We start from the raw sequence: 10,815 nt of genomic DNA, 5'->3' as shown, positions 1-10,815 counted from the left end.
CAGACGTGAATCGAAGCGTCCCGGTGGAACTGGCAGGATTCACCGAACTGTTCCGGGATCTGGAGGAGTACGTCGTGTCTCTGGATCGGGTGCTGTCACGAATTGGAGCAGGAGAAGATCCCCGCATACTCCTTGAATATGTGGTGGAGTACGGCCTCCCTGCGCGACTGGCTCGAGCCCGTGAATTTGTGGGCGACGCCTTGGAGCAGGTCATCGGAGCGGAGGCTCTGGAAGAAATCGCCGAACACATCGAGGGATACAGAGACCGAAAGTGAAGGTTTCTCGCCCTGAGCGCATGCCCGGCATCAGGAACGAGCAGGCGTTCAGGGTGCCGGCGACGCGTGCGGCCGGGCGCTCGAGGAACCGGGTGGTGTCCCTCAGGCGGTCAGACCGCCTGCGGCAAGTCGATCACTCAAGTCGCTCGCCAGGCCCGAACCCGCGCCATGCGCCCTGGCGAGCAGCGCTTCGAAGGCCCTGAGGCGGCGGAAGGTTTCCGCGTACACCCTCTGCCTCTCCAAGGGAAGCTGGAGTACCTGCAGGCGCCGGATGTCGACCCGGGAGGAACTGGAGGCGTGGGTGCCTGCCTGGCGGCCGTTGGCGGGAGCACGCAGACAGCCCGCGAGGAAGTGGGCGTCCAGCTTCTCCGAGTCCACCCGCAGGGCGTAGAGCTGGGGACCGAGTGCCACCGGAGGCCCTTCGTGCACCCACGCCTTGAAGGCCCGGATCACTCCGGCTACCACGACGTCACCCTCCTCCGCGGCGGCGTGCGCCGAGTCGGCGGAAAGGAGTCCGCCGGGGCTGCCGTCGTGCAGGAGGTCGGCAATGGTGAGGAGTGGCACGGTGGCCCCGCCGACAGGTTCCGCCGTCTCCGGAGGCTGCTGACCGGCGCGCAGTGTGAGGGCACCGGCCTTGACCAGGTCCCCGACGGTCGCCGTGGTCGCGGACGCGCCGCCCTCCACGTCGAGTTCGGAGAGGTGCTGCGCGTGATCGGCCAGATCGGTCAGCAGCGACCCGAACTCGTCCCACTTCGCGGACAGCTCCTTGCGAGAGGGTTCCGTCGCCGATGCGGTGTAGCGACCCGGGGTGACATCCACCTCGTCGTCGAGGGGGTCGAGGAGGGGGACGCGAACGGCGCCCTCCGGCGGCTCCTGGCCGGGGTGGTCGAGGGCCGCCAGTGCGGTGAGGACGAACGAGCCGAGGGCGTTCCAGTCGGGGCTCGGCTCGCGCGTTCCCGGTCGCGCGAAGCGTGTGGCGTCCACGAGGAGTGCATCCTGGCTCGGGGGAGCGGCCGACGGGCTGTCCGGCGCCGTCCGCAGGATCCACAACTGCAGTGACACGCTGTGCGGTTGGGCACTTCCCGGGGGCAGGGACACGACTGCCCGGAGTGCTCCGGTGCGCAGCAGAGAGCCGCGGATACGGCGGCCCGCCTTGCGTGACGCGACCGCGGGCGGAAGCACGACCACCGCGGCGCCGCCGGGCTTGAGGTGGGCGAGGAGGTGCTGCACCCAGGCCAGCTCGGGCTCGGTCCGCGGGGGCAGTCCATGGGTCCAGCGCTGGTCGGTGGCGAGCTCCTCGTATCCCCAGTCGCGTTCGTTGAACGTGGGTTGCACAGCGCGATGTCGGCCCTGGCTCCGGCGAAGGGATCCTCCCGCAGTGCGTCGGCCGTCGCGACCCGGGTGCGGATGTCACGGTCCTCCGCGACGAAGTCGAGCCGGGCGGACGCCAGCGCGGCCAGCGCCGGGTCCCGCTCGCAGCCGAGCAGTTCGAGCCCGGGCCCGTCGTACTCCTGCGCGGCCGCGGCGGCCAGGTGCCCTGTGCCGCACGCCGGATCGAGGAGTCAGACCGCCGTCTCCCGCACCGAGACGGACGGTCAGAGCGATCCTGCTCATCAGCGTGGCGAGGGGCGGCGGCGTGGTGCTGAGCTGCCGGACGTGCGTTTCCAGCCACCGCTGCAGCAGGAACTCGAAAGTCTCGCGCGGTCCCTCCTCCCGCCCCAGCTTCGCAGCCTCCGCCACCAGGTCACGGGCCTGGGCGGACAGTTCGTGATGAGCGATCCGCACCCTGGAGGAACGCATACGGCGGGCCGCTTCTGCCACGGCCAGGCCCGACTCGTTCCGGCTGCCCAGGACCTCGAAACGTGGCCAGAGGAGCTCCCTGCCGCCGATCTGCTGGAGCTTGCCGTTGTCCCTGAGCCACTGCTCGACCTCGGCCAGCGAGAACTGCGGGCTGACGTCGGTGCCCCCGATCCGCGTGGGGAAGGAGTCATGGCGGCGGCGCCAGTTGCTCACCGCGGCTCGCCCGACGCCGGCGATCCGGGCGATCTCGGCCAGGCTGCTGCCAGCAGCGGGCGGACCCGGCGGATGGCCGCGGAGACGGTGGAGCGATCCACCTCGAAGAGCTCGGCGAGCACCACATGCGGCAACTGATGGCGCAGATGGACCAGGGTGACCAGCAGCCGATCGAGGAAGACCAGCTTGGGCTTTCTGCCGGCACCCTCCGCCCTCCGACGCTCCCCGCCCCGGGCCTCGCGGAGCGCGGACTGCCGCGCAGCCTCCCATGCCGTGGCGAGTTCGGCGAACAACTCGCCGGAATGTGCGCGTGAGACGCCGGACAGGGCAGGATGGGAACAGGCCGTACGGGCCCAGGTCAGCTTCACAACTCGCCCAACCCGTGCGGCCCTTCTCATGTCACGGCCCGACCGGGACGATCACCATGTCCGCCGAGACCGTAAAGCTACCCGGCCTGAATGGCGTCTGCCGGGACCTCGAAGATGATCGTGAGTCCGTCGCGCTCGTCCCCCTGCTCGCCGATGCGCGTGAAGCCGAAGCCCTCGATGCACGCCAGGGAGGCGGTGTTGTCGGATCCGATCCTGGCGCGCACGGTCCTGACGTCGGGGTCGGCCGCGGCCCTGACGAGCAACGCCCTCAGCATGGCGCGGGCATAGCCCTGGCGGCGGTACCCGGGCACGACGGTATAGCCAACCTCGACCATGCCGGCCTCATCCGGCGGCCCGTGGAACCCGGCGTCGCCAACGACGACCCCGTCCGGCTCGGACACCGCGGCACGCGTGATCCAGGGCGCGGCAGAGGGGTCCTTGGCGAGCTGGTCGGCGCGGTAGCCGAAGATCCAGCGGGCTCGCTCACCGACGAAGTGTTCGTCAAGGGCGACCCCGGCCTCGGCGCTGCCGCCAGCGAGGTCACCGTCGGCAAGCGCCCGCAGTGCCTTTGCGCTGAGCTCGACGAAACGGACGCGTTTGGGGGCGGAGAGAGGTTCGTTGTTCATCGCGGTGATGCTCACCCAGAGCCGGAGAGCTGTCCACCGGTTTACGGCCTTGGCGGAATGGAGACGGCCGCACGGACGCCGCGATACCTACGCCGAGACTCATCTCGCGATCGTCTCGCTCGTCTCCGACCGATCCGCGCAGCGGGCCACCCACCGCCGGACGAGCACCGAACTCGTCCTCGTCCGCGACACCGCCTGCTGATCACCCACCAGCCCAGCACGCCCGAAGCTCAATTTCCCCCAGGCCCGTTAGACGAATACAGGCCGATGCTCCGCCGGTCAGCATCGGGTCGGACGGTGTCCGGCTTGCGGCGCTGACCGCCGCGGATCACATCCTTGCTCTCGAGATCGTCATGATGGTGGGCCGCGGCTTGCGCAATGGTGAAGCCGGGCGGTGAACGTCAACAACGTCGTGGCGGTCGACGTCTACCCGGTGCACGAGCAGATCCACTCCCACACACAAGCCGGCGAAGCTGAAGCACCGCAAGGCGGGGAGTTCCGCGAAGTTCCTCCACCGCCCTCGGTGCGGGAAGCGATGGAACGCTACGAGGAGAAGCACGGCACCACGAAAGGCCGCCTACCTGCGCGGCCCCCTTAGGTCCTTGGCCGTCCGGCCGGCCATGTGGGCGTGCGGGTCAACTGATGCCGACGATGCCGGTCAGCGGGTGGGGGAGGGACACGATGTCGCGTTCCCCCCGCCCGTCGGCCGGGCCGCCGGGCAGCGGGACGGCGCGGATGTGTCCACCGAGGTCGGACACGTAGGCGGTGCCCGCGTCGACGTCGACGGCCAGGCCGATCGTCTCGGCGAACCTGCTCGCCAGCATCTGCGGTCCACCGCCGGAGGCGCCCGACGCCGGGACCGGTGCCCGGTTGAGGGCGTTGCCAGCCCGAGGAGCGCCGCGGTCGGTTCAGTAGAGCCAGTCGCCCTCGAGGTATAGGTCGATCGGCTCGGGCAGGCCCGTCCAGAGCAGTTCGATGTCGCTGCGCCGCTCGCGGCTCTCCCCGGCGGGGAGTTCGAGGCCGGAGCGGAAGATACGGCCCTGGCCGCGCTTGGCCGGGCCCTTCTGAGTCCAGTAGAGGTGCCCGCGTACGGGGCCCACAGCCACGCCCACGCATCCCTGCGAGATGTCGCCGGCCGGGTTGACCACCAGGTCGGTCAGGCCGTTGCCGTCCGTCCGAACTCGGCTCACCCGGCAGCCCTCACGATCGCCCCAGTACAGGAGCCCGGCACCGTCCGAGGCGAGTTGCTTACCGGTGGTGATCGCTCCGGGCTCGACCACGTCCCGGCGGCCGCTGCCGTCCAGACACCGCGTGCACGCCGCCGTTGCGTCGGGAGAAGTCCTGGGCCGCTTCCCCGGAGCCCTCGGCAGGATCGTGCGTCGGTGTGCCCATGGTGGTCCAGCAGACGACAATGGCCGCGGATGCCGGATGGCCGGACCCGACGGCGCTCAGATCGAGGCGGACCTGCTCCTCGACGGCTCGGAGGCGTTCGACGCCTGGCGCCTGGGGGTCTTCGCGCGAAGCGTCGGCATGACCCCCGTTCCGCCCAGGGACGACCTGGTGCGGGCATGCCGTGACATGACGCGAGAGGGCATCCTCGACGAGCCCGAATCAGAATGGTTCCGCGTCGTCGAATGACGAGTGACGGCTGGGTGGGGATCTCATCGCGACGGGATACCCACCCAGACCGCCCGTCCTCCTCCTGAAGGCCGATCCCTCACCCTCGTACGCCGTCAGCAGAACGACCGACGCGTGGGGCCGACCTCGTGTCCACGCCCGCCGGCTGAACTCGAGCGCGCGGTACGCCTGCTGGTCGACATAGCCGGGGACATGCGGTCCGAGATGCCGCCCGAGCGGGTGGCGTTCACGCTGCTGGTACGCGGATGCAGGCTGAAGGTGGACATCGGCTCGCCCCATGCGCGTTACCGCCTGCTGGACGGCGAACCGCTGGTCGTGCTGCATCACGGGGAGCCGACGACCCTGACCGCCGACACCCCGGTGGACCGCCGGATCCCGCCCGCACCTGTGCGCCCCGAGCCGCAACAGCCGCCGGGCCGCCGCCCGGTGGGCCTGCCCGTCGAGGAGGAGGACCGGGCGGCACCACAGGAACTGCCGACGAGCGCCTGGCGCGCAGATCTCGGGTCAGAACGCGACGGGGAGGTGGCGGGGGCCGCGGAGCATGGCGTTGGTCCGGTAGGGCGGAGGGTCCTGCACCAGGGACGCGGCGCCGAGGCGGGGGATCAGCGCGCCGAGTGCGGTCTGGGCCTCGATGCGGGCGAGCGGTGCCCCGAAGCAGATGTGGACACCGCTGCAGAAGCCGAGATGCTCGTTGTCCGGGCGGGTGGGGTCGAACCGGTCCGGTTCAGGGAACCGCTTGGGGTCACGGCTGCCCGACGCCAGCGCAACGATCACGGACGCGCCCTTGGGCAGGGTCGTGCCCGCGAAGTCCACGTCGGCGAGAGGGATGCGCTCCCGCATGTGGACCGGGGGCTCGTAGCGCAGGAGTTCCTCCACCGCGCGCGGCAGCAGGCCGGGATCGTTGCGCAGCCTCTCCAGCTGGTCCGGCCGGCGCAGCAGAGTGAGGACGCCGTTGGTGATCAGGTTGACGGTGGTCTCGTGTCCGGCGATGAGCAGGAGTATGGCCGTTTCCGCGAGCTCGTCGGGGGTCAGCCGCTGGGCGGGATCGGGTTCGTTGACGAAGGCGGAGAGCAGATCGTCGGTCGGACGGCCCTGACGCTGCTGGGCGAGGCCCAGCAGGTACCCGCCCATCTCCTGCTGGGCTTGTACGGCCGCATTCTGCCGCTGCGCGGTGTCGTCGCCGGACCCGATGTCGGCGGCCGCGACGAGGACGTCCGTCCACTCCCGGAACATCGGCTCGTCCCCGCGCGGGACGCCGAGCAGCCGGCAGATGACGGTGACGGGCAGGGGATACGCGAAGTCGTCGACGATGTCGACCTGCTCGCGGTCCCGGATCGACTCGCTCAGCTCCTCGGTGATCCGGGCGATCTCGCCGCGCATCGCGTCGATCCGGCCGGGGCTGTGCGGCGGTCCGAACGGCCGCATGGCGAGCGTGCGCAGCCGGTGGTGCTCAGGGTCGTCGAGCCGCAGGAACGGCAGTCTGCGTGCCTGCTCCGACGACGCCGTGTCGAGGTTGCGCGGGTCCACACTCATCCGTGGGTTGTGCAGCAGGGCGACGATCTCGTGGTAGGTGCCGACCAGGTAGCTGCCGTCGTGCTGCGGCACCACGGGACCGGCCTCCCGCAGCTCCGCGTACAGCGGCCAGGGGTCGGGACGGTTGGCGTAGTCGGTGATCCGTTCCAGCAGGGTGTCGGCGGTCATGGCGGGGCTCCTCGTGGACGGGCGGGGCGATGGGTCACCCGGCGGGCCGCATCATGACCAGCCGGCGGTCCGGCAGGTGACCGGTGAGCGCGACGGTGGGGCCGTGGGAGAGCACGCTCGGGTCCGGCACATCGGAAGGGATCGGCACCTCGGCCGCCGGCGGACGATCGGAGGCACCGGCCACGGGCGGGAACGGTGCGGCGGTCTCGATCAGATCCTGGTAGTACTCCAGCGACTTGGCCATGTCGACGGTGACCGCGGCGGTCACGCGGCCGCGATAGCCGTAGACCACCGCAAGGCGGCGGGCCTCCAGCGAACCCTGGGCGATGACCAACTGGTCGGAGAAGGTGGGGACGCCCACGGACTTGATGTTGAGGCCGAACTGGCTCGACCAGAACGTCGGGACGGCCAGGTGCGGGCGCCGCAGCGGTTCCGGAGCGACCATGTTGTGGGCGGCCACTTCGGCCTGCTCCACCGCGTTGCGCCAGTGTTCGAGCGACAGCATCTGGTAGTCGAACAGCGGGTGCGGGAAACGCGAGACGTCACCGGCCACGAAGACGTTGTCGGTGACGAGCCCGTACATGGTGAAGGCCCGGCATCCAGCGTCGCAGGCGACCCCGCGAGGACCGGCCGCCAGCCCGGACTCCGCCAGCCATTCGACGTTGCGGACCGCGCCCATGGCGACGATGCACACGTCCGCGTCGATCCGGCTGCCGTCGGAGAGGTCCGCGCCGGTGAAGTGCCCGTTGCCGCGCAGCGCGGTGACGGTGACCCCACACCGCAGGTCCACACCGTGGTTGCGCTGCATGGCGGCGGCGAGTTTCCCCAGCGTTCCGCCGAGCGCGCCCACCAGCGGCGCGGGACCGCGTTCGGTGACCGTGACCTCCAGGCCGCGCTCCCGGCATGCCGAGGCGATCTCCGAGCCGGTGAAGCCCGCGCCGATCACCAGCACGCGGCGCGGCCCGGCGGCCAGCCGCTCGGCCAGGAGCCCTGCGTCGTCGCTCGTGCGCAGGGTGAACACCCCGTCCAGGGCCGCCTCCTGTGCATTCGGCCAGGGCCGCGCCCGTGTCCCGGTGGTGATCAGCACGCGGTCGTACGGCACCGACTCCCCGTCGGCCAGCAGCACCCGCTTCCCGGCCATGTCAAGTCCGGTGGCGCGCACGCCCAGTCGCCACTCGGCCTCCGGGTCCCGGCGCATCGGCAGGACGGTCGCGTCCGCCGGGACCTTGCCGAACAGCACCTGCTTGGACAGTGGCGGACGGTCGTACGGCGGGTGGGGCTCGTCCCCGACGACGGTCAGGGAACCGGTGAAGCCCTCCTCGCGGAGCTTCTCGGCAGCCCGCAGCCCGGCCAGCGAGGCGCCGACGATGACGATCCTGCCCTCCTGAAGGTCACCGGGCACCAGGGCTCACCCCCTCACCCAGCAGGATGGCCTGGACCGGACATGCCGCCGCGGCCTGGAGCACGCGTTCGCGCTGTTCGTCGGGAACAGCCGGGTGGTACAGCAGCGCCTCCTCGCCGTGCAGCTCGAACATCTCCGGCGCATGGAACACGCACTGCGCATAGCCCTGGCAACGGGCGAGGTCCACCAGGATCTGCATCACTGGTCACTCCCTCCGGCACACCGGCTCATCCTTCCTTTCTAGTCCAGGAGAGGTCCGGGCGCGCGCTGGGCTGTGGCCGCGTGAAGCCGCGTCTCAGCGGCTGGTCCACTGACCACTCACTGAGACGCGACCAGCGCCGCCATGGCGACAACCACGCTGGAGTGGCCGAGCGCGAACCAGAGGCCCACCGACACCGGCCGCTGCCCGTCGGCCATCAGCTTGCGGGTGGTGTTGTCGATCGCGGCGATGTGGTCGGCGTCGAAGGCGTGCCGCATGCCGAGGGGGTAGGCCGTAATCCCGAGGCCGACGCCGAACGCCTCGGTGCCAACCTCATAGTGATGTGGGATCACAAGCACGAAGAAGACCCCGCAGGCCACGACTTGCAGCGCGACAATTACGGCCAGCAGCCCGGCGGTTCGGACGGTGTCCTCGCGTCGCCAACGGTCAGGAGGGGGCGGCGGGCCCGTCGCCGGTCGACCGGGGTCGGGCCGGCTCAGCACACCACTTGATCACCGACGGAAACGGCACCGCGTTCGCCGTCCAGATGACCGACGGCAACCGCGACGACGTCACGCAGTTGCTGCCCCTGCTCGACGCGATCCCGCGCGTTCCTCAAGCTCGCCTGTTGCCTGATCGTGCTGCGCCGGATCAACGCACTGCGCAGGCAGGAGTGAGGTGTCTGCGTCAAAGGAACGTCTCGATGGCGAGAATCCCCGCGAAGCCGGCCAGCACCAGGCCGAGCAGCATCTCCGTGAGGACGTAGTGCCGATCCACCGGGTGGACCGCCTGCCGTGCCGCGCACCTCGCTCGCGGGTGCGCTGTCCATGGCCGGCCAGGAAGTGGCATTTCGCGCACGCGGCCTGGAGAGGGACGTGCGCAGGCCGACAACGGTACCTAGGGTGGGGAGTGCAGGCCTGTGACACAGCCTGGAACGAGTGACGAAGCGGGACGACGCGCGACGCGGGGCCCAGTCCGCCACAGGTCCGGCCGCGACGAGCGGCGACCGGCGCGGACAGCCCGCACGCCGTCGGGCGTTGGGGATGGACCAAGGGCGGTTCTGAACCATGAGGGATGTACATCGGCTTGAGCCCGGCGCGGCGAACCTGGCCGGCGGCACCGTGCTCGCGGCGTGGGAACGGTTCGTGCAGGGCGAGGATCAGGTTCCGGATGTCCGGCCCCTGGTGGCGATCTCCTGGCATCGCTGCCGAGAGCAATACCGGGTCGATCCTCACCTCACCGAGGCTCCGGTGGCCGTCGCGGAGCCCAGCCATACGCCCGAGCACGATGTCGTATTCGCTGAGCTGGGTTTTCGTGCTGCCTCCGTGGCACATGAAGTGGGCAACCTCGGTGGCGTCGTCACTGTCACCGATGCCACCGGCCGGATCCTGGCCGAGTGGGGTGATCAAGCCACGCTCGCCAGAGCGGGCGACTCCAATCTGGCGCCCTGGTTCTGCTGGTCCGAGTGCGGCGTCGGTACGAACGGCATGGGCACGGCGCTCGAGGCGCACGGCCCGGTACCGATCAGGGGCGCGGAGCACTGGTGCCAGACGCTCCACAACTGGGTCGGCGCGGGCATCGCGGTGCGCGACGTGGTGACCAGAGAACCGATCGCGGTCCTGAATATCTGCTGCTGGCGCAGCCGGCTTCCCGCGTCCACGGAAAGCTGGCTGGCGAACGCGGCCACCATGACCCAGTACCCGCTGAAGAGGCGCGCCCGGGACAGCGGTGCCGAATTGGTCGCGGCCTACACCCAGGCCAGGGCACGCTCCAGTGCGGCGCTCGCCGCGGTGGACGCCGCGGGCAAGGTGGTGATCGCCGACGACATGGCAAGCGTGCTCCTGGGCGTCCCGGCTTGCACCCCGGCGGTCGACCCCACGCTGCGATGGAACCCAGGACTGCCCGAACTGATCACAGCCGCCCGGTATGCCACCAGGCAGGCAGCCCACAATCCTGACTGGGTCGGCTCGACGCAGATCTTCGCCCACCTCGCCGACGAGCCGACATCGATCAGCATCCGACCCGTCTTCTCGTCCGGACACGTGATCGGGAACCTGGTCTCGTTCGGTGCCTCCGACGGGGCGCAGTTGCCCCAGGCTGAGGGGGCCGCGCACCCTCGGGCGCAGCCGCGCCGACTGGTCGCGATGCGCGACAACCGGATGGTTCTGCTGCGGCTGCCGGAAGTCTCCTTCGCCGAATCGCAGGGAAACGATGTGTGGCTCTCCACCGATCAGGGGCGATTGCGAGCCGCCTCTTTGAGTCTGGACAAGCTCGAAGGTGAGCTGGCGGATGCCGGCTTCCTGCGGGTGCACCGCCGGTATGTGGTCAACCTCAGCCGCATCCGGGAGATAGAGCGCGGGCCCAAGGGCGAGCTGTCTCTGGTCATGGACGACCGGGCGAACGAGATGGTGCCGGTTTCCCGGCGGAACGCGTCGGCCGTGCGCCGCGCGCTGGACATCTGAGCGGCCTGGCGACCGCTGTTCCCAGAAGGAAGAGTCCCGTGTGCGACAGTCCGAACGCCGTTGTCGGCGAGATGAACGTCCGGGGCGCGGGCGGCCTCGGCCTCTCAGCCTCGGCCGGGCACCGCAGTCAC

Annotated in this window: 12 protein-coding genes and 4 pseudogenes; 7 read left to right on the top strand and 9 right to left on the bottom strand. The window is 70.3% G+C overall.

Annotated features, from left to right (window positions below):
• Window positions 1-5 precede the first annotated feature (5 nt).
• Window positions 6-275, top strand: coding sequence for a hypothetical protein (locus ABZ865_RS06620; RefSeq protein ID WP_361224920.1), 270 nt, complete (start codon window positions 6-8; stop codon window positions 273-275).
• A gap of 102 nt (window positions 276-377) precedes the next feature.
• On the opposite strand, the pseudogene ABZ865_RS06615 reads toward ABZ865_RS06620, so the two are convergent.
• From ABZ865_RS06615 to ABZ865_RS06605, 3 genes and pseudogenes are all read right to left on the bottom strand, one after another.
• Window positions 378-2,330, bottom strand: a pseudogene (locus ABZ865_RS06615) (N-6 DNA methylase).
• Window positions 2,285-2,581 carry a transposase family protein gene (locus ABZ865_RS06610; protein ID WP_361224917.1) on the bottom strand — a complete coding sequence of 99 codons (297 nt, stop codon included), beginning with the start codon at window positions 2,579-2,581 and terminating at the stop codon, window positions 2,285-2,287. The pseudogene ABZ865_RS06615 and the gene ABZ865_RS06610 overlap by 46 nt, the downstream one beginning before the upstream one ends.
• Before the next feature lie 152 nt (window positions 2,582-2,733).
• Entirely contained in the window at window positions 2,734-3,297 is a 564-nt protein-coding gene (locus tag ABZ865_RS06605) for a GNAT family N-acetyltransferase (protein WP_361224914.1), read from the bottom strand.
• Window positions 3,298-3,331: 34 nt separating this feature from the next.
• Between ABZ865_RS06605 and ABZ865_RS06600 the strand changes: the two genes are divergently transcribed.
• On the top strand, window positions 3,332-3,484 hold the full coding sequence (locus ABZ865_RS06600) for a hypothetical protein (RefSeq protein ID WP_361224910.1): 153 nt from the start codon (window positions 3,332-3,334) through the stop codon (window positions 3,482-3,484).
• 192 nt (window positions 3,485-3,676) lie between these two features.
• Window positions 3,677-3,880, top strand: coding sequence for a hypothetical protein (locus tag ABZ865_RS06595; RefSeq protein WP_361224907.1), 204 nt, complete (start codon window positions 3,677-3,679; stop codon window positions 3,878-3,880).
• A 37-nt stretch (window positions 3,881-3,917) separates the two neighbouring features.
• Here ABZ865_RS06595 and ABZ865_RS06590 read toward each other — a convergent pair whose 3' ends face one another.
• Window positions 3,918-4,106 (bottom strand): hypothetical protein, encoded by a 189-nt coding sequence (locus ABZ865_RS06590; protein ID WP_361224903.1) that lies wholly within the window; start codon window positions 4,104-4,106, stop codon window positions 3,918-3,920.
• 84 nt (window positions 4,107-4,190) lie between these two features.
• Entirely contained in the window at window positions 4,191-4,472 is a 282-nt protein-coding gene (locus ABZ865_RS06585; RefSeq protein WP_361224900.1) for a hypothetical protein, read from the bottom strand.
• A gap of 238 nt (window positions 4,473-4,710) precedes the next feature.
• On the opposite strand from ABZ865_RS06585, the gene ABZ865_RS06580 reads away from it, so the two are divergent.
• Both ABZ865_RS06580 and ABZ865_RS06575 read left to right on the top strand, forming a co-directional pair.
• The gene (locus tag ABZ865_RS06580) at window positions 4,711-4,920 is read left to right on the top strand and encodes a hypothetical protein (RefSeq protein ID WP_361224897.1); all 210 of its coding nucleotides are present in this window, start codon (window positions 4,711-4,713) and stop codon (window positions 4,918-4,920) included.
• A gap of 192 nt (window positions 4,921-5,112) precedes the next feature.
• Window positions 5,113-5,253: pseudogene (locus ABZ865_RS06575) on the top strand (glycosyl hydrolase family 65 protein); the annotation flags it as partial.
• 171 nt (window positions 5,254-5,424) lie between these two features.
• On the opposite strand, the gene ABZ865_RS06570 reads toward ABZ865_RS06575, so the two are convergent.
• The 4 genes and pseudogenes from ABZ865_RS06570 to ABZ865_RS06555 all read right to left on the bottom strand — a co-directional run.
• Window positions 5,425-6,621, bottom strand: a complete 1,197-nt coding sequence (locus ABZ865_RS06570; protein ID WP_361224894.1) for a cytochrome P450 — start codon at window positions 6,619-6,621, stop codon at window positions 5,425-5,427.
• A 34-nt stretch (window positions 6,622-6,655) separates the two neighbouring features.
• Window positions 6,656-8,023 carry an FAD-dependent oxidoreductase gene (locus tag ABZ865_RS06565; RefSeq protein ID WP_361224891.1) on the bottom strand — a complete coding sequence of 456 codons (1,368 nt, stop codon included), beginning with the start codon at window positions 8,021-8,023 and terminating at the stop codon, window positions 6,656-6,658.
• Window positions 8,013-8,222, bottom strand: coding sequence for a ferredoxin (locus tag ABZ865_RS06560; protein WP_359069246.1), 210 nt, complete (start codon window positions 8,220-8,222; stop codon window positions 8,013-8,015). The genes ABZ865_RS06565 and ABZ865_RS06560 overlap by 11 nt, the downstream gene beginning before the upstream one ends.
• A 128-nt stretch (window positions 8,223-8,350) precedes the next feature.
• Window positions 8,351-8,725: pseudogene (locus ABZ865_RS06555) on the bottom strand (HoxN/HupN/NixA family nickel/cobalt transporter); the annotation flags it as partial.
• On the opposite strand from ABZ865_RS06555, the pseudogene ABZ865_RS06550 reads away from it, so the two are divergent.
• Window positions 8,686-8,835: pseudogene (locus tag ABZ865_RS06550) on the top strand (transposase); the annotation flags it as partial. The pseudogenes ABZ865_RS06555 and ABZ865_RS06550 sit on opposite strands and share 40 nt — an antisense overlap.
• Before the next feature lie 454 nt (window positions 8,836-9,289).
• On the top strand, window positions 9,290-10,684 hold the full coding sequence (locus ABZ865_RS06545) for a LytTR family transcriptional regulator DNA-binding domain-containing protein (protein WP_361224887.1): 1,395 nt from the start codon (window positions 9,290-9,292) through the stop codon (window positions 10,682-10,684).
• The last annotated feature ends 131 nt before the right edge of the window (window positions 10,685-10,815 follow it).

Origin of the sequence: Streptomyces sp. NPDC047085 (assembly GCF_040643735.1) — a bacterium.
Classification (GTDB): domain Bacteria; phylum Actinomycetota; class Actinomycetes; order Streptomycetales; family Streptomycetaceae; genus Streptomyces.
The sequence above is the reverse complement of the archived record's forward strand: the minus strand, read 5'-3'. Positions and strand labels throughout refer to the sequence as shown.

Bases quoted from the DNA above. Each gene is read 5' to 3' on its own strand.
- ABZ865_RS06590 (WP_361224903.1), bottom strand. From the start codon at position 4,106: ATGCTGGCGAGCAGGTTCGCCGAGACGATCGGCCTGGCCGTCGACGTC.
- ABZ865_RS06580 (WP_361224897.1), top strand. From the start codon at position 4,711: ATGGCCGGACCCGACGGCGCTCAGATCGAGGCGGACCTGCTCCTCGAC.
- ABZ865_RS06570 (WP_361224894.1), bottom strand. From the start codon at position 6,621: ATGACCGCCGACACCCTGCTGGAACGGATCACCGACTACGCCAACCGT.
- ABZ865_RS06560 (WP_359069246.1), bottom strand. From the start codon at position 8,222: ATGCAGATCCTGGTGGACCTCGCCCGTTGCCAGGGCTATGCGCAGTGC.
- ABZ865_RS06545 (WP_361224887.1), top strand. From the start codon at position 9,290: ATGAGGGATGTACATCGGCTTGAGCCCGGCGCGGCGAACCTGGCCGGC.